The 17,872-nt window shown below is 65.4% G+C and carries 21 protein-coding genes and 1 tRNA gene; 10 read left to right on the top strand and 12 right to left on the bottom strand.

Translation table 11 applies throughout. The features are described from left to right. Positions 1-91 precede the first annotated feature (91 nt). Positions 92-499 (bottom strand): mercury resistance transcriptional regulator MerR, encoded by a 408-nt coding sequence (gene merR / locus AC3WRN_RS12495; RefSeq protein ID WP_492623204.1) that lies wholly within the window; start codon positions 497-499, stop codon positions 92-94. A 70-nt stretch (positions 500-569) separates the two neighbouring features. Between merR and merC the strand changes: the two genes are divergently transcribed. The 10 genes from merC to AC3WRN_RS12445 all read left to right on the top strand — a co-directional run bounded on the left by merC (position 570) and on the right by AC3WRN_RS12445 (position 8,941). Beyond that, a complete protein-coding gene (gene merC, locus AC3WRN_RS12490) occupies positions 570-992 on the top strand; it encodes an organomercurial transporter MerC (protein ID WP_492623203.1) in 423 nt (140 codons plus the stop codon). 70 nt (positions 993-1,062) lie between these two features. Beyond that, the gene (locus tag AC3WRN_RS12485) at positions 1,063-1,278 is read left to right on the top strand and encodes a GDCCVxC domain-containing (seleno)protein (RefSeq protein ID WP_492623202.1); all 216 of its coding nucleotides are present in this window, start codon (positions 1,063-1,065) and stop codon (positions 1,276-1,278) included. A gap of 342 nt (positions 1,279-1,620) precedes the next feature. Then, positions 1,621-2,103 carry a hypothetical protein gene (locus tag AC3WRN_RS12480; protein WP_492623201.1) on the top strand — a complete coding sequence of 161 codons (483 nt, stop codon included), beginning with the start codon at positions 1,621-1,623 and terminating at the stop codon, positions 2,101-2,103. A gap of 727 nt (positions 2,104-2,830) precedes the next feature. Then, positions 2,831-3,340 carry a CinA family protein gene (locus tag AC3WRN_RS12475; protein WP_068096764.1) on the top strand — a complete coding sequence of 170 codons (510 nt, stop codon included), beginning with the start codon at positions 2,831-2,833 and terminating at the stop codon, positions 3,338-3,340. A gap of 147 nt (positions 3,341-3,487) precedes the next feature. Continuing rightward, positions 3,488-4,525, top strand: coding sequence for a recombinase RecA (gene recA, locus AC3WRN_RS12470; RefSeq protein ID WP_068096761.1), 1,038 nt, complete (start codon positions 3,488-3,490; stop codon positions 4,523-4,525). A 32-nt stretch (positions 4,526-4,557) separates the two neighbouring features. Further along, positions 4,558-5,094 (top strand): regulatory protein RecX, encoded by a 537-nt coding sequence (locus AC3WRN_RS12465; protein WP_492623200.1) that lies wholly within the window; start codon positions 4,558-4,560, stop codon positions 5,092-5,094. An 84-nt stretch (positions 5,095-5,178) separates the two neighbouring features. Then, a complete protein-coding gene (gene alaS / locus AC3WRN_RS12460) occupies positions 5,179-7,806 on the top strand; it encodes an alanine--tRNA ligase (RefSeq protein ID WP_492623199.1) in 2,628 nt (875 codons plus the stop codon). Positions 7,807-8,074: 268 nt separating this feature from the next. Continuing rightward, on the top strand, positions 8,075-8,278 hold the full coding sequence (gene csrA / locus AC3WRN_RS12455) for a carbon storage regulator CsrA (protein ID WP_068096753.1): 204 nt from the start codon (positions 8,075-8,077) through the stop codon (positions 8,276-8,278). Between the two features lie 87 nt (positions 8,279-8,365). Then, a tRNA-Ser gene (locus AC3WRN_RS12450) sits at positions 8,366-8,458 on the top strand. A gap of 138 nt (positions 8,459-8,596) precedes the next feature. Next, positions 8,597-8,941 (top strand): hypothetical protein, encoded by a 345-nt coding sequence (locus tag AC3WRN_RS12445; protein ID WP_492623198.1) that lies wholly within the window; start codon positions 8,597-8,599, stop codon positions 8,939-8,941. Positions 8,942-9,023: 82 nt separating this feature from the next. Here the strand turns inward: AC3WRN_RS12445 and AC3WRN_RS12440 are convergent, their stop codons facing one another. The 11 genes from AC3WRN_RS12440 to AC3WRN_RS12390 form a co-directional block, all read right to left on the bottom strand. Then, positions 9,024-9,614 (bottom strand): hypothetical protein, encoded by a 591-nt coding sequence (locus AC3WRN_RS12440; protein WP_492623197.1) that lies wholly within the window; start codon positions 9,612-9,614, stop codon positions 9,024-9,026. A 56-nt stretch (positions 9,615-9,670) separates the two neighbouring features. Beyond that, complete coding sequence (locus AC3WRN_RS12435; RefSeq protein ID WP_492623196.1) at positions 9,671-10,045, bottom strand: hypothetical protein; 375 nt, start codon at positions 10,043-10,045, stop codon at positions 9,671-9,673. A 301-nt stretch (positions 10,046-10,346) separates the two neighbouring features. Beyond that, positions 10,347-11,510, bottom strand: coding sequence for a phage major capsid protein (locus AC3WRN_RS12430; RefSeq protein ID WP_492623195.1), 1,164 nt, complete (start codon positions 11,508-11,510; stop codon positions 10,347-10,349). Between the two features lie 19 nt (positions 11,511-11,529). Continuing rightward, positions 11,530-12,177 (bottom strand): HK97 family phage prohead protease, encoded by a 648-nt coding sequence (locus AC3WRN_RS12425; RefSeq protein ID WP_492623194.1) that lies wholly within the window; start codon positions 12,175-12,177, stop codon positions 11,530-11,532. Positions 12,178-12,307: 130 nt separating this feature from the next. Further along, the gene (locus AC3WRN_RS12420; RefSeq protein WP_492623193.1) at positions 12,308-12,472 is read right to left on the bottom strand and encodes a hypothetical protein; all 165 of its coding nucleotides are present in this window, start codon (positions 12,470-12,472) and stop codon (positions 12,308-12,310) included. 128 nt (positions 12,473-12,600) lie between these two features. After that, the gene (locus AC3WRN_RS12415; RefSeq protein WP_492623192.1) at positions 12,601-14,610 is read right to left on the bottom strand and encodes a bifunctional DNA primase/polymerase; all 2,010 of its coding nucleotides are present in this window, start codon (positions 14,608-14,610) and stop codon (positions 12,601-12,603) included. Then, a complete protein-coding gene (locus AC3WRN_RS12410) occupies positions 14,607-14,876 on the bottom strand; it encodes a hypothetical protein (protein WP_492623191.1) in 270 nt (89 codons plus the stop codon). The genes AC3WRN_RS12415 and AC3WRN_RS12410 overlap by 4 nt, the downstream gene beginning before the upstream one ends. Further along, entirely contained in the window at positions 14,873-15,172 is a 300-nt protein-coding gene (locus tag AC3WRN_RS12405) for a hypothetical protein (protein WP_492623190.1), read from the bottom strand. Before AC3WRN_RS12405 ends, AC3WRN_RS12410 begins: the two co-directional genes overlap by 4 nt. 11 nt (positions 15,173-15,183) lie before the next feature. Continuing rightward, positions 15,184-15,387, bottom strand: coding sequence for a hypothetical protein (locus tag AC3WRN_RS12400; protein ID WP_492623189.1), 204 nt, complete (start codon positions 15,385-15,387; stop codon positions 15,184-15,186). Positions 15,388-15,487: 100 nt separating this feature from the next. Continuing rightward, the gene (locus AC3WRN_RS12395) at positions 15,488-16,222 is read right to left on the bottom strand and encodes a hypothetical protein (RefSeq protein ID WP_492623188.1); all 735 of its coding nucleotides are present in this window, start codon (positions 16,220-16,222) and stop codon (positions 15,488-15,490) included. Further along, a complete protein-coding gene (locus AC3WRN_RS12390; RefSeq protein ID WP_492623187.1) occupies positions 16,219-17,445 on the bottom strand; it encodes a tyrosine-type recombinase/integrase in 1,227 nt (408 codons plus the stop codon). Before AC3WRN_RS12390 ends, AC3WRN_RS12395 begins: the two co-directional genes overlap by 4 nt. Positions 17,446-17,872 lie beyond the last annotated feature (427 nt).

Here is a 17,872-nt window from a genome sequence, read left to right as displayed (position 1 = left end):
GGGCCATGGCGGAGTGGCGATGGCGTGGTCACACCACCCAGCCGATACACTTCACCGGCGTCATGCCTGTCACATCCTGCCTGTCGCCATTTCAGCAGGCATGCAGCGAGGCGATCAGCGGGCAGGACACGCTGCGCCGACGCGTGCCGCATTGCTCGACCAGCGCAGCGAGGGCCGCCTCCATGCGTGCGAGGTCGGCCAGCCGGTGGCGTACATCGGCCAGCCGCAGCGCGGCCAGACTGGCCGCTTCCGTGCAATGGGTGCCGTCCTCCAACCGCAGTAGCTGCGCCACCTCATCGAGGCTGAATCCCAATCGCTGCGCGGATTTCACGAACTTCACCCGCGCGACCTCCGCGTTTCCGTAGCGGCGAATGCCGCCCGACGGACGGACGGGCTCCGCCAGCAGGCGCTTGCGCTGGTAGAAGCGGATCGTTTCGACATTGACCCCGGCTGCCTTGGCGAAGGCGCCGATGGAAAACGTTTCCTGTGTGGATGGCATGGACTTGACTCCGTACTTGACTACGGGAATACCTTAGACCGTCAGCATTCCGCGCGAAAGGAGAACCCCCATGTCCCTGCTCACTCGGCTGGCCGACAAGGCCGGACTGATCGGCAGTGTCGTCTCGGCAGCGGCCTGCGTGAATTGCTTTCCCGCCCTGGCCAGTCTCGGTGCAGTGATCGGGCTGGGCGTACTGAGTCCGTATGAAGGTCTGTTCATTCGCATCCTGTTGCCGGCGTTTGCCGCCATCGCGCTGCTCGCCAATGCGTTGGGCTGGCTCAGTCACCGGCAGTGGCCGCGTGCCGTACTCGGTATGCTCGGTCCGCTGCTGGTGCTGCTGGCGGTATGGGTGATGCGGGCCAGTGGCCATCGCACCGGATGGCTCCTCTATCCGGGTCTGCTGCTGATGGTGGCGGTCTCAGTCCGCGATCTGCTGGCGCCGCCTCGCAGCGCGTCCTGCCGCACGGCCAGCGATGCGATGGATGCCCAGTGAATCGACACGATAGACATGGGCGCAGCGAAAACCCTGCCGACACTTCCCATTCATTTCTCCGGCGAAACGCATGACGGCCGAACTCATCCTGCAGAGCACGCTGACCTGTCCGCATTGCGGCCATCAGGCCACCGAGACCATGCCGACTGACGCATGCCAGTTCTTCTACGACTGTGGGGGTTGCGGCGAGCTGCTCCGGCCGAAAGCGGGCGACTGCTGCGTGTTCTGCTCCTATGGCAGCATGCCGTGTCCACCGATCCAGCAACAGAAGTCGTGCTGCGGGTAGCGGTTGGCGAATCATCCAGCCCGTCAGGCTGTTCGGGCTTTACTACGCGATTGGGTGGTCGGCGCTGACGGCTTACATAAAGCCTTGTCGGCGTCACAGCTGCTATCGGGCTGACTGTAGCAATGGTTTGTGAGATAGCCGGCCATCGCGCCACCATCAGCATGATGTGCGAGGGCGGCGTGATGGGATGCACGGCATGAAAGAGAGTCAGATCCCAGCGGCAGAGACTCGCAGGTATAACGGCAGCCGCCGTGTCTTATGCTCCGTCTGCATCCGACTGGCATGGCCAGCACGGTGACGGCGACTCTCAGGCTGAATATGTGGCGGCTACTGGGGCCCAGCATGGCCGATCTTCTCTTTCTCGACACCGAGTGGAACAACGATGCCGTGCGCGAGCTGGTCAGCTTGGCCCTGGTCAGCGCGGATGCCACCCAATGCTTCTACGCCGAGCGGGCTCCACGCCCCGGAGCGCCGTCTTCCTTCGTCAGCAAGGTGGTCTACCCACTCCTGGACGGTGGTGATGCAGCGCTCTCGGATGAGAGCTTCGGTGAACAACTACGGGCGTTCGTGGCGTCCTTCGACCACCCACGTATCCACTTCGACGGGGCGATCGATAAGCGACAGTTGGCGAGGGCGCTGACGGGGTTTGGAACGTGGAGCGGTGAGGTGCCGGCGTGGGAGCCGGTGCTCGTCACACACCAAGGCGTCCTGGGTGAACTGGAGATCTATTTTGGCTGCAGGCCTGAGAGGGCGGCGCGCCGACATCACGCAGCCGTGGACGCTGAGGCATTGCGCGCCGCTTACATCAGGGTAGTGGGGTTGTGAGGTCTTCCCTCGCGCGACCAGCGTGAAACCCGGGCCTGGACGACGCCCAGGTCCTGATTAGCCCGAACTTGGCCCAGCTATCCACCGGCCAACCAACCTTTTCTGGTCAATTCGCACCGCACCGTGGGCCTTGTTCCCGGTGTGGTGGTACGCCATCAGCGCTCCAGCTGTTCTGGATTGCTTGCCCGTCTCAGGTGCAGGCGGCCACGTCGACCCCTAACGCGCCCGTGGACCACTTCACTCCGTTCTCGTCGCGACCAGCGCTGGTCGTCATCTCGGCCAACTTGCCAGGGAAGCCCTCTGGGCTGGGCCAACTCCAAGCACTCCGGGCTCGCTAGAGGAGTCGGCCAAGTGGTGGGCGCTATCCACGCTTTGAGATGGCCATGTCGCCGACTTTTGGTGCGTTCGGGCGTGGGCGTTTGGACGTCCAAACGAGGGCGGATTTTGGGCGCCGTCCAAGTGCTTTTTCGGGGTTGTACCCGGGTCAAAACCCATGTTTTCGGCGTCCAAGTTCCGTCCAAGTGGGCTATCCGATGGGTCTGTGTGCCCCGGAACCCGCGCCCCGCTTGGGGTTGTTCACCATACGGACATTCTGCCGCATGAACGGGGTGTGCTTGGTGAGATCGTCTTGGCTCATGCAATGCAAGTCTTGGCGTGGTCGCGCGGAACAGGTAGAACGGTGCCTCTGCGCGTGGCGCAAAGTCTCGTCCAAGTCCGGGAGTCTCGCATGGAGTCGTCGTCCGTTCCTACCGATGCCGAGTTGCTGGCGCTGGCCGGCGCGGTGGCCGACGAGGTGCAACGTTGCCGGCTGATGCTGGTGACGGCCGAGTCGTGCACCGGCGGCTGGATCGCCAAGACCTTGACCGACCTGCCGGGCAGTTCGGCCTGGTTCGATGCCGGCGTGGTGACCTACAGCTACGAGGCGAAGGAAGCGCTGCTCGGGGTCAATCCGCGCACGCTAGAGCACAGCGGGGCCGTCAGCGAGGAAACCGCGCTGGAGATGGTGTCCGGCGCGCTGGCACGCTTCGGCGCCGGCGTGGCGGTGGCGGTGACCGGCATCGCCGGGCCGTCCGGCGGTACCCCGGACAAGCCGGTCGGCACCGTGTGGATCGGCTGGAAGCGCCGCGGCGGCTACGGTCATGCGCGGCAGTTCCATTTTCCGGGCGATCGCGAGGCCGTGCGCCGGCAGACCGTGGCGGCGGCGCTCATCGGCCTGCGCAAAACACTGACGGAGTGACGCGCGATCCGCCGCCAGACCCGATTGACCGGTGTGGGATACTGGCCGCCAGCGTCGATTCCCCGTGTCGCACCCGTTGATCGCAGCCGGTGAGATCCGATCCGGGCATCATGTCCCCCAATCACAGCCCAACCGGAACACAAGACGATGGATGACAACAAGCGCAAGGCGCTCACCTCCGCCCTCGGCCAGATCGAAAAGCAGTTCGGCAAGGGCGCGGTCATGCGCATGGGCGATCGGGTCAACGAGGCGATCGAGACGGTCTCCACCGGTTCGCTGGGGCTGGACATCGCGCTCGGCGTCGGCGGCCTGCCGCGCGGCCGCGTGGTCGAGATCTACGGGCCGGAATCCTCCGGCAAGACCACCATGACGCTGCAGGCGATCGCCAGTTGCCAGCGCGCCGGCGGCACCGCCGCGTTCATCGACGCCGAGCACGCGCTCGACCCGACCTACGCGGAGAAGCTGGGCGTCAAGGTCGACGACCTGCTGGTGTCGCAGCCGGATACCGGCGAGCAGGCGCTGGAAATCGCCGACATGCTGGTGCGCTCGGGCGCGGTGGACATGGTCGTGGTCGACTCGGTCGCCGCGCTGACCCCGAAGGCGGAAATCGAGGGCGAGATGGGCGACTCCCACGTCGGCCTGCACGCGCGCCTGATGAGCCAGGCGCTGCGCAAGCTCACCGCCAACATCAAGAAATCCGGCTGCCTGGTGATCTTCATCAACCAGATCCGCATGAAGATCGGCGTGATGTTCGGCAGCCCCGAGACCACCACCGGCGGCAACGCGCTGAAGTTCTACGCCTCGGTGCGCCTGGATATCCGCCGCATCGGCGCGGTGAAGAAGGGCGAGGAGATCATCGGTTCGGAAACCCGCGTCAAGGTGGTCAAGAACAAGGTGGCGCCGCCGTTCCGCCAGTGCGAGTTCGAGATCCTGTACGGCGAGGGCACCTCGCGCGAGGGCGAGATCATCGAGCTGGGCGTGGCGCAGAACCTGATCGACAAGTCCGGCGCCTGGTACAGCTACAACGGCGACCGCATCGGCCAGGGCAAGGAGAACGTGCGCCAGTTCCTGCGCGACAACCCGGCGATCGCCAACGAGATCGACAAGCAGCTGCGCGAGCGCCTGCTGGTACCGGTCGGCAAGCCGGCTCCCGCCGCGCCGGAAGAGGCGCTCGAGGAAGTCTGATCCGTGGGCGTCGATCGTCTCTGGCGGAAGACATGGCCCGGCTTGTCCGGGCCATGTCCGTTTGCGTGGCCATGAAGCGCCCGCCCGGCAAGGACGATCCGGCCAGGCCGAAGCGCAGCGCCTATGACAAGGCGCTGGGCCTGCTGGCGCGCCGCGAGCACTCGCGCAAGGAGCTGAAGACCAAGCTGCGCCAGGGCGGTTACGAAGGCGACGAAGCCGCCGCCGCGCTGGACCGGCTCGGCGAGCAGCATTACCAGGACGACGACCGCTTCGCCGAGGTGCTGCTGCGCAGCCGGATCACCCAGGGTTACGGCCCGCTGCGCCTGCGCGTAGAGCTGAAAAGCCATGGCGTGGCCGACGCGCGCATTCGCGAGTTGCTGGATGCGGCCGAGGTCGACTGGGCCGCTTCGGCCGCCGCCCAGCTGCGTCGCCGCTATGGTGGTACGGGCACGGCGGACCCCGCCGAACGCACCCGGCGGGCGCAATTCCTCTTGCGCCGCGGCTTTGCCGCCGCCACAGTACGAAGTGTTACCCACGCCGATGTGGACGAAGCCGACGATATTTCCTGAAATCCGCCATCCGCAGATGATGGGTTGGCGGGTCGGGCGGCCTGGCCGCGGCGTGGCCTTTATCGCCTGCCACTTTTGATCCGCATGAAAACCTCCGACATCCGTTCCGCCTTCCTCGACTACTTCCGCTCCAAGGGCCACACCATCGTGCCGTCCAGCTCGCTGGTGCCGGCCAGCGACCCGACCCTGCTGTTCACCAACTCGGGCATGGTGCCGTTCAAGAACGTGTTCCTGGGCAGCGAGAAACTGTCCTACGTGCGCGCGGCCGACGTGCAGCGTTGCCTGCGCGCCGGCGGCAAGCACAACGATCTGGACCAGGTGGGCTATACCGCGCGCCACCACACCTTCTTCGAGATGCTGGGCAACTGGTCGTTCGGCGACTATTTCAAGCGCGACGCGATCGCCTACGCATGGGAGCTGCTCACCGGCGTGCTCAAGCTGCCCGCCGAAAAGCTGTGGGTCACCGTCTACCAGAGCGACGACGAGGCCTACGACATCTGGCACAAGGAGATCGGCGTGCCGGCCGGGCGCATCGTGCGCATCGGCGACAACAAGGGCGCGCCGTACGCCTCCGACAATTTCTGGCAGATGGCCGATACCGGCCCGTGCGGTCCGTGCACCGAGATCTTCTACGACCACGGCCCCGGCGTGGCCGGCGGCCCGCCCGGTTCGCCGGACGAGGACGGTGACCGCTACATCGAGATCTGGAACCTGGTGTTCATGCAGTTCGACCGCGCGCCGGACGGTACGCTCTCGCCGCTGCCCGCACCCTGCGTGGACACGGGCATGGGGCTGGAGCGCCTGGCCGCGGTGCTGCAGCACGTGCATTCCAACTACGAGATCGACCTGTTCCAGCACCTGATCCGCGTCGCCGGCGAGCTCACCGGCACGAAGGATCTTTCCAGCAAATCGCTGCGCGTGATCGCCGACCACATCCGCGCCTGTGCGTTCCTGATCGTCGACGGCGTGCTGCCGTCCAACGAGGGCCGCGGCTACGTGCTGCGCCGGATCATCCGCCGCGCGTTGCGGCACGGCTGGATGCTCGGCGTGCGCGGCGACTTCTTCTGGAGGATGGTGCAGCCGCTGGTCGAGGAAATGGGCCAGGCCTATCCCGAGCTGCCGGCGAAGCGGGCGTTCGTCGAGGACGCGCTGCGCACCGAGGAGCAGCGTTTCGGCGAGACGCTGGAGCACGGCATGCGCCTGTTCGACGAGGTCGCGGTGAAGTCGGGCCGGGTCATCCCGGGCGTGGACGCGTTCCGCCTGTACGACACTTACGGCTTCCCGGTCGACCTTACCGCCGATATTGCGCGCGAGCGCGGGCTGGAAGTGGACATGGCCGGCTTCGAGCAGGCGATGAACGAACAGCGCGAGCGCGCCCGCGCCGCGGGCAAGTTCGAGGCCAAGGGCCAGATGCCGGCCGAGCTGGCAAGCCAACTGCGGCCCACGGTATTTCTCGGTTACGAGGCATTGCAAGGCACCGGCAGCAAGGTACTGGGCATCGTGCGCGGCGGCAACCAGGTCGACCAGCTCGCCGACGGCGAGGAAGGCCTGCTGATTCTCGACCGCACGCCGTTCTATGCCGAGTCGGGTGGCCAGGTCGGCGACACCGGCACCCTGGCCAATGCGGCCGGCCGCTTCGAGGTCGGCGACACGCTGAAGATGGGCGGCGTGTTCTTCGGCCATGCCGGCACTTGGCGCGGCGCACGGCCGCTGCATGTCGGCGATGCGCTCGATGCGCAGGTGGATGCCTCCCGGCGCCAGGCCATCGTGCTCAACCATTCCGCCACCCACCTGCTGCACGCCGCGCTGCGCAAGGTGCTGGGCATCCACGTCACGCAGAAGGGCTCGCTGGTGGCGCCTGATCGCCTGCGCTTCGACTTTGCCCACAACAAGCCGATGAGCCGCGACGAGCTGGCCGAGGTCGAGGTGCTGGTCAACGCCGAGGTGCGCCGCAACGCCGTGGCCGAAGTGCGCCACATGGCCTACGACGACGCCATCGCCTTCGGCGCGATGGCGCTGTTCGGCGAGAAGTATGGCGACGAGGTGCGCGTGCTGAAGATGGGCGAGTTCTCCACCGAGCTGTGCGGCGGCACCCATGTCGGCCGTACCGGCGACATCGGCCTGTTCAAGATCGTCGGCGAGGCCGGCGTGGCCTCGGGCGTGCGCCGCATCGAGGCGGTGACGGGCGCCGGCGCACTGGCCTGGGTGGCCGACGAGGAACGCCGCCTGGCCGAGTTCTCGCAACTGCTCTCCAGCAGCGGCGACGATGCGGTGGACAAGTTGCGCCAGCTGTTCGACCGCCAGAAGAAGCTGGAACGCGAGCTGGAATCGCTGCGCAGCAAGGCAGCCGGTTCGGCCACCGCCGACCTGGCCGCGGCGGCGGAGGACGTCGACGGCATCAGGGTGGTGGCGGCGCGGCTGGAGGGGCTGGATGCGAAATCGCTGCGCGACAGCGTGGACCAGCTCAAGCAGCAACTGGGCGACTGCGTGATCCTGCTGGCCGGCGCGGTCGATGGCCGGGTTTCCCTGATTGCCGGGGTACACGGCAAGGCGCTGGGCCGGATCAAGGCCGGTGACGTGGTGGCGCACGTCGCCGCGCAGATCGACGGCAAGGGCGGCGGCCGCCCGGACATGGCCCAGGGCGGCGGAGCCGACGCGCCGAACCTGCCGGCGGCCCTGTCGACCCTGCCCGGGTGGATCGCGGCCCAGTAGCCCGTTCGGAGCATGAACGGGGGGCCGTTTGGCGGGGTACGGACGCGTTGCGCTTACGAATCAGGCTCAAGTACTATCGGCCGGGTGTCGATGCTGCCGGGGACGGTGGCGTCGCCAGTCAGGACGCTCAGGAGTGTTTTGGCTGTGAGCCGGGAAGGCGGTAGGGCCTTCGACGGATCAATCGTCGAACTGCGGGTTGGCGGACGCTCAGGGGTGAGGCACCGCCAGGCCGCGAGCCTGTGACCAACAGCATTATGGAGTAGCAATCATGTTGATTCTGACCCGCAGGGTCGGTGAAACCCTGATGATCGGCGACGAGGTGACCGTTACCGTTCTTGGCGTGAAAGGCAATCAGGTACGCATCGGCATCAACGCGCCGAAGACCGTGGCCGTCCACCGCGAGGAAATTTACCAGCGGATCAAGGGCGAGAACGAAACGGGCGGTGCATCAGACGAGCCCGCCGGGCATTGATCGCGCGGAGCGCGCGAATTTAAGTCTTTACCTCGACCATGCCGGTCGGTATCCTTGCGGGCTCCGCAGCGATGCGAAGAAACCCCCGGAGAGATGCCCGAGTGGCCGAAGGGGCTCCCCTGCTAAGGGAGTATAGGGTCAAAAGCCTTATCGAGGGTTCGAATCCCTCTCTCTCCGCCAGATACGCATTTAAGCCCCTGAAATATGGGGCTTTTTTGTGGACGATGATTCTTGAACCCATGCCCGTTCCCACTTCAGTTTGTGGTGCAAAACGGCGCAGGATTGACCTTCGGTATCGGGGATTTCAGGGGAACACGGATGAAGATTTTTGTAGGCCTCGCGCTTATCGGTGCGCTCGCTGGGTGCAGCACGTACCAGGCGCACAGCAACCTCGCCACGCCTTACGCAGCTACGAACGCGAGTCGGGTGCAGATTCTTTATTCCCCGCCGCAGCGGGCGTATGAGTCCATCGGCATTGTCTCAGCCAAGCGCTACAAACCCGGCTGGACCGATCCGACTGTGAGCGATGCCATTCCGCAATTGCAGGCAGCGGGCGCTGAGATTGGCGCGGATGCCGTCATCGTCCGAAACGATCAGCGGATGAATGATCGACACGTTGTAGTCGAAGGCGAAGCGATCAAATTCACTTCCAAGTCGCAGTAACTCGGAACGCCCGGCCATAAAAGAAAACGCCACCGTTGCGGGTGGCGTTGGGGGCTTCGGTGCGGCGGTCACGCGTGATGCGTCACTTTAAGCCGTCGGGTATGTCTAGGCCGTGCTTGTCGTCGGCTACCGGCACAGCATCAAGTTCCGCGTGCAGCTCGCGCCCAGCTTGCTCAAAGGTACGGCGGTAGTCAGCGCGTGCGGTATCGGCGTCTAGAAATCCTTTTTCGATGTCCATCACAGTATCCGTGGCGCATCCGTACTGCGCGGCACGGATGGCCTTCAGTGCTGTTATCACGCCGGGGTACGGTTGGAGCTTCTGAATCCAGACGCTATAAATCGCGGCCGACTTCTCGAAAGCATCGTTACTGTCCTTCACCAGCTGACTTTCGCTCAGATGCAGGGAATCTACATGCTTCACACCATGTGCAAGAAGGACTGCTGTCGATATGCGCGCAGAGCAATCCGCTTGTAACGTATAGAGCTCAACCTCTATCGCCGCTCGATCACTCGCGCTGATTCCATGTGGGGCAGCCGGCACGGCCGAGTGGTTGGGAACCTGCGACGCACTCGAAAAGTTGGCCGCCGATACAGCTGGTGCTTGCGGTGCTTTTTGAGTGCTGCAAGCAACAAGCACGACGCCCGTCAACACGAGTAGAAGCTTCCGTTTCATAGTCCCCCCCTTACCCTAGGCCCCATCATCACACAGCGCAGGGCCCCTCGGCGTTGTCAGTCGTCGAAGTCGTTGCGAGCTGGCGGCGGGGCGGCAGTGACGCGCGAAGCGGCGGCGGGCGTCATGCCCAGATCAGCCAGCAGGCATTGCAGGCGCGCGAGTTTGACCGCGGGGAAGTCTGCGGGCGCTGCGCGGAACTGGACGAACAGGGATGCGGCAATCTCGACGGCCAGGCGGTCACGATCAGCTAGAACGCCCTCGGGGCACGCCTTCACGATCAGATCCCACGCCTTGCGAAAAGTAATCGGCACCTGCCGGGGCGCTGAACCGATCGGCCCGCGGGGTGTGGGGTCGGTGCGGGCGCGGTTCGGATTCTTCGCGAAGGCGCCCGACAGCTGCAATACGTTGCTCGGTTTGCGGTGGGCGGCCATCGGAATATCTCATTTGTGGAAGCGTGAAGTTAGCTGTCCACACGGTCCGCAGCGACCGATGCGGGAGGTCCAAACGGACCCTACGGGGGGGTAATTACTGAGCGGTCGCCGCGTTGGGTAGGTTGCCCCCGCACCAGATCGCGCTGGCCGGGGGCTGCAGGGCTCGGCGGGCTGACGCGCCCAAGGGCTACCGCGTACCGCTGCATGCTGGTGTTGTAGTGGAGTCACCACCGCCAGCTGGGCGACGTGCGTCGGGCATGAACTTGGCCGCCCCGATCGCACATACCGCGGCCGTTGTTCTTTACGTGGTCGGCGTCAGATCCACCGACAGCACCGCGCCCGGCGAGAACACAGCGAGGCCGGCGCGCAGTTCGGCCAGCGTGGTCACCATGTTCGTGGTGAAGTTGCTGCCATCCTCGCGGCTCGATGCGACCACGACTTCCTGACGATCCAGCAACGCCAGCTGCGAAGCGTCCAGCACCAGGGCAGTACCGGCGGCCAGCGCTGGACACGTCACCACGGGGACCGACCACAACGACGGCGGCGCCGGGTTGCGCGCACTGCCCAGCACATACTGGCCGTTGGTGGTCGACCGCTCGCGCTGGATGGCGCCCCAGTCGGCCGGATTGAGCACGATCACTGACGCATGCCAGCCGTTGCTGTCCAGTTCGTCCAGCGCCTCGCCGATACGATCCGCCGCGGCGTCAGCAGCAGCAGCGAAGGGCGTTGCATACGCCAGCAGACCCTTGATCTGGCCAGCGCCGCCGGCACCGTTGATCAACAGGTTTTCCAGTTTCGACATGCAGCCATAAGACAGCAGATTGTCGAGTTGGAATGCCAGCGCCGGCGCGTCGTCGATCACCTGCTGACTGGACCGCACGAAGTGGGCGACGGTCGCGATGTTGGCGGTGACCTCGGCAGTGGGCATGCTGCCTTGTGCCTTGGCGTCGCCTTCTTTTGCCTGCACGGCTGCAGCGTTCGCGTATCCCGACAACTGCATGTAAAGGAACGTCGCCGTGCTCACCGGCAACGTGGGCATAGCGTCGATCAGCGATAAGCGACGCTGAGGATTTGCCCACAAGTTGCTGCTGTCACGATCCGGCGCGACGCTGTAGGACTGGTCGCCCGACTGACCCACGCCGGTATTCGAGATGGCCTTGGTCAGCAGCTTGAGACCGCCGCTCTTGAGCGTGACGCGGCCCGTACCGTTCGCACCGTCGCGCATGGCCTGAAGCTGTGCCGACTTGACGAACTCCGCCGATGGGGACGGCGCAGCGCTGAAATTACCGCCGACGATTCGCGCGCCCGTCTTCATCTCGGCGATTTCCTGCGCCATGCCGTTGACCAGTTCGGCCTGTTCGGCGTTCGCATCCTTCAGTGCCTTGATTTCCAGACGATCGGCCGCGGCCTTCGCCTCGATCTTTTCCGCGTGCTCGCGCACGGCTTCGATGATTTCGTTATCCATGATTTTTGCCTCGATTCGATTAGGAGAGGCGCAGCGCTTGCCGCACCTGTTGAGCGGTTACGCTGGGCGGCGCATCGTCTCGACGCTGTGCGGCATCATCTCGATGCAGCACCGGCCAGCCCACGGCCGCTAGGTGTTTCGCTCCGCGAGCGGATAGGCCCAGTGCATCCCGCACTAGGTGCTCGAACTCACGGATGGTTTTGCATTCCTTCGCCGACTTCACCGACGACACGATGGCCGCGGGGTTGTCTGCGATGGGTACAAGGGAAATTTCGTAAAGGTCGATCACGCGGATGTGCCGGACGTTGCCGACCATCGTTGCCCCACCTGCGGGGACCACATAGCCGATCGACAGTGACAGGCCGCCCACCTTCGCCAGCTCATACGCAATCGCGCCGGTCGGCGTGGCGATGGCAATTTGTCCGGCGACTTCCAGCCCGCGGCCGGTGGCGCTGGCGCTGGTAATCGCGCCGATCGGTTCATCCTGCCGGTGCAGATACAGCAGCGGGATACGGCCGCCTCGCGATTGCCACGCGGCCAACGTCTGCGCCCATGCGCCGGGCTCGATAACGTCCGCGCTGCGGTCCAGATCGGGAGTGCTCGCGAGGCCCGTAAAGCTGCCGGCGGCGGCCGGGTCTGCGGTGAGTTTCAGTTCAAGCGTCTGCATGGCGATCGTCCCGATCAGCTGGGGCGTGCGGGTTGCACGCGGCATGCTTCCAGCGTGCCGAGTCGTCTTCGGGCCGCCTATGTCGTTGCGTGCGTTCCTATGCGGTTGCGTGCGGTTGCGTGCAACGACTTCACGCGTCGGCGCGCTGGCGCTCGATGAATTCGGCCAGGTCGGCCAGGCGGTAAGTCACGCGGCCGGCGACTTTGTAGAACGCCAGCGGGCAGGAACCGGCGCGCAGATTGCGCAACGTGCCGGCCGCCAGCCCCACCAGTCCCGCCGCGTCGGCTTCACTCACTCGGCCATCGCCGGTAACAGGGATGGACGATGCGCAAGCTGTAGCCGCCAGCGTCGCCAGACAATCGGCAATGCGCTCCGCTAAATCAGGGACGGTAATGCGCTGGTTATTTGCGGCTCGCATATCCCTTATACCCTTGCACCGGGAACTGGCGCACTGGCGCGCGTTCCATGCGCCGATACGCTGGTTTGCGCTGGTTCTACAACTGGCGCTAACTGGCGCACTGGCGCAACGCTAAATTTCTCCCGTCGATGGCGCGAGTCGTTTAGATATTCCTCGACCACAATCCGGCCGCTTCGCTGCAGGTCGGTAACGGCCGCCCAAAAGTCCTCGCGCCCTCGCGTGCCGCGCAACGTCGCCGGCAGGTCGGGCAGGTTTTCCAGTACGCGTTGCGTTGTCGCTGGACCGCTTCGCGCCGTGGGGACGTTCACGCCATCCGCCACTGCGGCAACGATCGCCGCCAGCACCTCGTCGGCATCCGATCCGGTTGCACCGTCGACGTACTCGGCGCGGTCGGGGATCAGCACGCCGGAAGGTGTCCAGGCGAGCCGGATCGGTGCGGCCTTCGCGCCCAGGTTGAGCTTTTCCTGTACCAGATCCTTCCCGGTGCGCGTGTCGACCAGCGCCAGCCGTGACCGCGCCGAGTTGTGCCAAGCGCTCGAACCGCTGTAGCTGTTGCCTTGCGAGCCGAACCGCGCCGCGGCCTTGTCGATGTGAGCCAGGAGCATCACGCCGGCATTGTTGCCGCGGCCCAGTCCGGCCAGCTCACGGATAAACGTCCGCACTTGCCGCCGATCATTCTCGGGGCCGTCGTATGCGTCGCTGGCGTTGTCGATGATCAGCAGCCCGGCACCGCCCACCGCGGCGCGCAGTTCGCCAAGCGTCGCCGTAGGCACCAGCGAGCGCACGCCGAACGCGGCATGTTCTGTCATGAGCGCGGACAGCCCGGCGCTACCGTCCAGAATCGTCAACCCGGCCAGTACCGCGGCGGGGTCCAACTGGTAGCCCTCGATAATCTTGCGCAGCCGGTAGCGCACAATTTCCGCGGCATCTTCCAGCGACACAAAGAGCACCGGGCGATGCTGCACCGGAAGTCCGGCCCACGGCTGGCCGGCCGCAACGTGCGCGCCGATAGCCAGCGCAAGGATTGATTTACCGCTACCGCCATGCGAGCCGAACAGAGTCAGATGGCCGGCAGGGATCAGCGGATTAACGATGAATTGCGGCGGCGCTACGGTCGCGCCCATGACGTCGGCAATCTGCACCGTTTGCAACGTCGGGCCGGTGGGCGCGTCGCTCGGCAACGGCTGGCGGCCGAACAACTCAGACGCGCGGCGCATCGCTGCTGGATTCTGCCAATTGTTGCGCGCAGCAGCCGCAAAGATGGCGGCCGGGCCTGTGGAGTCGTGGCCGATGGTCTCGAACGTATCCGGGTCGATGTCCGCGTTGTGCTTGTCGCTTGTCGCACTCCATGAGACCCACAATTCTCGGCCAGCTTCGCCGAGTGAGCGCAGCGCAGCGCCCGCGGCAATCCATTGGTCCCGGCTGTCCGCGTCCAGCACCGTGAGCGCGTCGGCGAGGTCGGCGAGTAGTTCGGGAGTTGCCTCGATCGTTGCCGACGTTGCGGGGCGATCAGCGACCGGGGCCAGCGCAGCAGCAACAAGCCAAGCCGGGGCCGGTGCGATCGGGGAAAGGTCGGCCCATTGGTACTCGCAGCCGTCGACCGTGGTCGGCGGTGCGACGACGTAGCCGCCAGCGCCGCGGACGTCCAGCGCCTTTCCTACCTTGTCGGCGCTGTTGCGGATCGGTTCGGACGTCGAAAAATAATAGTGAAACCCGCCCGACGCGGTGCGCGCGGTCAGCGTCTGCGGCAATGGGCCGTGCTCGGCGATCAGCGCGGCGATTGATTCCGTGCCGGGCTTGCCGTTGGTGTCGACGTCCAGGACGATCACAGGCGCGCCGGTAGCAATGCCGATCCCTGCGGCGGGGGTTTCTGTCCACCACGCGGCGACGGTCGCGGCGTCATTCGTTGCAGCGTGCTGCCAGCCCGGCAACATCGGCAGCTTGCTACCGGGTCGCAAGGGATGGACGCGCCACCCAGCCTCGGCCAGCTGCGCGGCGTATTCAAGATTGTTCATCGGGGGTTTCCTTGCGACACCCATTCGAGCGCGCGCGGAATCTCACCCGGTAGTCGGCTGCCGTAGACAAGGCCGTTTTCGCCGAACGGCTCCAGCCACGAATCACCATCCGAAGTCACGAGGGCGAATGCGACGACGCGCCGATGCTTCACTCCCTCGGGTCCTTCCAGCACTGAAAAGCAGCCGGCTGGCGCGGGGATCACCTCGCGGATGCGCAGGTTTTCGTAGTCGCAATGTTTAACAGGGAGACCACACTCGGGAATCATGCTGCACCCCCAGCACTCAGGGTATCCAGCGTGGCTTGCTCGGCGTAGCTCAGGCCATCGGGGCGAAGGGTTGCGGCAACGGTCACCGCAGCGAGTGCCGCCGGGTCGCTCGATTGCCAGCCCTCGGTGTTCCACACGCCTAGCAACTCGGCGTGCATGGGCCGCTGGTCGATAGCGTGCGCAACGTCCAGCGCCTGCAGGATGCGGGCGAGCCGATCCATACCGCGGCGGTCGCGTTGCGAGTACATGCCGGGAAGGTTTGCGGCTACGACGGCGCGCGCATCGTCCATGCTCATCGGGGCGCGGATCACTTCGCACCGCCTTGCGCCTTCAGACGCTCGGGCAGTGACTTCAGCGACTCCACCAACACATACCGGGCGCGGCCGATGGTGAAGGTTTCAAGCAAGCCTTCGCCGGCCAACTTGAACGCGGTGGTGCGAGCGATGCCATGTTCACGGCAGGCCGGCACCAGCGGCCGGAAGGTGGGCGATATGTTCGTCTGGTGTTCCATGTGCTTCTCCAATCCGCAGCGAACTGCCGCGACTGGTTAGAGAAGTTATGCGCATGGAATCGGGCCGGTTTTGCGTTTCTCCCTCGAAACGCGGCGAGCCTTACGACATAAGGGCCGCGGCAATATCTGCCGCTATGCCTCGGCACTCCATCCGGCCTGTCGATTGCGGCGGCGGATCGCGCTCCACCAGCGCCAGCAATGCCGCGTTGAAGCGCGCGCCGGCCATGTCGTGCGGCTTGGTCGTGCGTTCCAGTTTCGGCGCAGGCGCGCACGCATCGGCCAGGCGCACCAGATCGGCCGGCAGCGTCGTGTCGATGTGCCACAGCGCCGGACGCATCACGCTATTGCGTAGCTGTTCCAACAGCGGCCACAGATCCACGCCGGCAACAAACAGCGCGGCATCGCTGCCGCTGGGGAAGTTTTCCAAGCGCTGCTGCAGACGATGGGCCAGCGTTTGCGGCCATAGGTCCGCACCGTGCGCGGGCTTCGTGCCGGCGGTGATGTGCTTGACGGCAACGGGGATGCGCTTGGCAAGCTGGCGGCAGTCGTCGGCGATGGCTCGCATGTCCCCGGCTTCGTGGCTGGCGCTGGTTCGATTCGACAGCGCGGCGCGGTCAGCTTGATACGTCGACCACGCGCGTTCGATCGCGTCCAGCATGTCGGCGGGCGGCTCGCCCGCGTAGTTGTCGACCAGCACCGCCCACACTGCGCGCCGGGCCGTATTGCGCTGCGCCGCGTCCTGTTCCTGCACCTCGCGCACCTTGTCGACGCCAAGCGGCTTTGCGTTCGGGAAGCCGGACGTAATTCGGCTGCGATGCTTGGGCGGCCGGCTCATGCTCGCTTGCTCCTTTTGATCGGCGTTACGTTGCCGGCGGCAGGCTTGGCGCAGTGCCGGCCCCAGTCGTCCATCAGGCGCGCGCGGCGGCGCAGCAGATCACCCCGCTGATATGCGGCTTCCGCGGCATCCTTGAGCCGGTGCGCCATCGCCGCTTCGATCACTTCGCGCGGGTGGCTGGTCGTCTCGGCGGCCCAGTCGCGGAACGTGGAGCGGAAGCCGTGCGCCGTGATGCCCGGCTGCATTTCCTTGAGTAGCTGCATGCCGGCGGCGGTGGTCAGTGGGCGGCCCTTCACGCCGGGGAATAGATTGTTGTCGATGCGATGCAGGGACTGCAGCAGCGCCAGCGCGGGCACCGACAGCGGAACACGATGTTCTTTGCCCGCCTTCATGCGCTCGCCGGGAATGGTCCAGACGGCGGCCTCGACGTCGAACTCGTCCCACTGCGCGCCGACTGCTTCGCCGGGACGTGTGGCCGTGAGGATTTGCAGTTCCAGCGCGCGCGCGGCGAGTCCTTGACGTTGGCGAAGCTCCGCCATGAAAGGCGCGGTGTCGGCGTAGGGGAGTGCCGCGCGGTGCTCGACTTTCTGCACCTTGGAACGCTTGGGCAGCAGTTGGTCCAGATGGTTACGCCACTGCGCTGGGTTGTCGCCGGTGCGGAACTTGCGCACGGTCGCCCACGCCAGCACGGATTCAATGCGCTGCCGTACCCGCGTCATCGTTTCTGTTTTCGTCGACCAGTGCGGCTCAAGACAACGCATTACCAGCCCGGTGTCGATGGCTCCCACGTCCAGCGGCCATAGCAGCGCGCAATAGGTGCGCAAGGTGGCGTCCCATTGGTCGGCGTGCTTGGCGTTGCGCCAGCCGGCCCGGTGCGCCGCAATGTACTGCTCGCAGCACTGACCGAAGGTGACGCGCTTGGCATGGTCGGCCTTGATCGTCTGCCGGCGCTCTTGTGCTACGCCGATCGGGTCGGCGCCGTCTAGCAGTTGCAGGCGGCACACAGTAGCGCGCTCGCGTGCTCGGGCCAGGTCGATGTCGACAGCCGGCCCCAGTCCCTTGTCGCGCACCTTCCCTGTTACCCGATCGGAGTAACGGAACACCCATGACCGTGCACCGTTCGTGCCGATGTAGAGATAGAGATTGCCGCCGTCGCTATAGCGTCCCGGCTCCTTGAGTGAGCGCACCTTGAGCGCCGTCAATTTGTTGCGTGTACGGGTCATTTAGAAGTCTCCGCCCAACTGGCCGTTCCCACTATGGTTCCCGTAACATATAGCGGCTTGTGGCGAACCGCAAGAGACGGCGGCGAACGGGTGCGGTCAAAGTACCCTAGTAGGGTCAACAACTTAGCGGACGTTTGCGAACTTGCGCGATTCGGGCCGAACGTGACAAAAACAGACTCTCTCTCCGCCAGATACGCAAAGCGCCCCGCGAGGGGCGTTTTGCGTATCTGGCGGAGAGATGAGGTGTGGACGAACCCTACCCGGGTTCGACAAATTCGTCTGGAACGAATTTGGACAGCCGCAGGCTGGCCCCGGAGCGCGCCAGCGCGCAGGGGTAAACCCCATGGATGGGGGTTCACCATCCCGGGCTACACGCCAACGCGACGTCAATAGACGCGCCCCGCGAGGGGCGTTTTGCGTATCTGGC

It is taken from the genome of Rhodanobacter sp. FW101-FHT13A11, from assembly GCF_058790335.1.
Note: the sequence above shows the minus strand (reverse complement) of the source record. Positions and strands in the feature narration are given on the sequence as shown.

Excerpts from the sequence above, each read along its gene's own strand:
- merR (WP_492623204.1), bottom strand. The coding sequence starts at position 499 with ATGCCATCCACACAGGAAACGTTTTCCATCGGCGCCTTCGCCAAGGCA.
- merC (WP_492623203.1), top strand. The coding sequence starts at position 570 with ATGTCCCTGCTCACTCGGCTGGCCGACAAGGCCGGACTGATCGGCAGT.
- AC3WRN_RS12485 (WP_492623202.1), top strand. The coding sequence starts at position 1,063 with ATGACGGCCGAACTCATCCTGCAGAGCACGCTGACCTGTCCGCATTGC.
- AC3WRN_RS12480 (WP_492623201.1), top strand. The coding sequence starts at position 1,621 with ATGGCCGATCTTCTCTTTCTCGACACCGAGTGGAACAACGATGCCGTG.
- AC3WRN_RS12475 (WP_068096764.1), top strand. The coding sequence starts at position 2,831 with ATGGAGTCGTCGTCCGTTCCTACCGATGCCGAGTTGCTGGCGCTGGCC.
- recA (WP_068096761.1), top strand. The coding sequence starts at position 3,488 with ATGGATGACAACAAGCGCAAGGCGCTCACCTCCGCCCTCGGCCAGATC.
- AC3WRN_RS12465 (WP_492623200.1), top strand. The coding sequence starts at position 4,558 with ATGGCCCGGCTTGTCCGGGCCATGTCCGTTTGCGTGGCCATGAAGCGC.
- alaS (WP_492623199.1), top strand. The coding sequence starts at position 5,179 with ATGAAAACCTCCGACATCCGTTCCGCCTTCCTCGACTACTTCCGCTCC.
- csrA (WP_068096753.1), top strand. The coding sequence starts at position 8,075 with ATGTTGATTCTGACCCGCAGGGTCGGTGAAACCCTGATGATCGGCGAC.
- AC3WRN_RS12445 (WP_492623198.1), top strand. The coding sequence starts at position 8,597 with ATGAAGATTTTTGTAGGCCTCGCGCTTATCGGTGCGCTCGCTGGGTGC.
- AC3WRN_RS12440 (WP_492623197.1), bottom strand. The coding sequence starts at position 9,614 with ATGAAACGGAAGCTTCTACTCGTGTTGACGGGCGTCGTGCTTGTTGCT.
- AC3WRN_RS12435 (WP_492623196.1), bottom strand. The coding sequence starts at position 10,045 with ATGGCCGCCCACCGCAAACCGAGCAACGTATTGCAGCTGTCGGGCGCC.
- AC3WRN_RS12430 (WP_492623195.1), bottom strand. The coding sequence starts at position 11,510 with ATGGATAACGAAATCATCGAAGCCGTGCGCGAGCACGCGGAAAAGATC.
- AC3WRN_RS12425 (WP_492623194.1), bottom strand. The coding sequence starts at position 12,177 with ATGCAGACGCTTGAACTGAAACTCACCGCAGACCCGGCCGCCGCCGGC.
- AC3WRN_RS12415 (WP_492623192.1), bottom strand. The coding sequence starts at position 14,610 with ATGAACAATCTTGAATACGCCGCGCAGCTGGCCGAGGCTGGGTGGCGC.
- AC3WRN_RS12410 (WP_492623191.1), bottom strand. The coding sequence starts at position 14,876 with ATGATTCCCGAGTGTGGTCTCCCTGTTAAACATTGCGACTACGAAAAC.
- AC3WRN_RS12405 (WP_492623190.1), bottom strand. The coding sequence starts at position 15,172 with ATGAGCATGGACGATGCGCGCGCCGTCGTAGCCGCAAACCTTCCCGGC.
- AC3WRN_RS12400 (WP_492623189.1), bottom strand. The coding sequence starts at position 15,387 with ATGGAACACCAGACGAACATATCGCCCACCTTCCGGCCGCTGGTGCCG.
- AC3WRN_RS12395 (WP_492623188.1), bottom strand. The coding sequence starts at position 16,222 with ATGAGCCGGCCGCCCAAGCATCGCAGCCGAATTACGTCCGGCTTCCCG.
- AC3WRN_RS12390 (WP_492623187.1), bottom strand. The coding sequence starts at position 17,445 with ATGACCCGTACACGCAACAAATTGACGGCGCTCAAGGTGCGCTCACTC.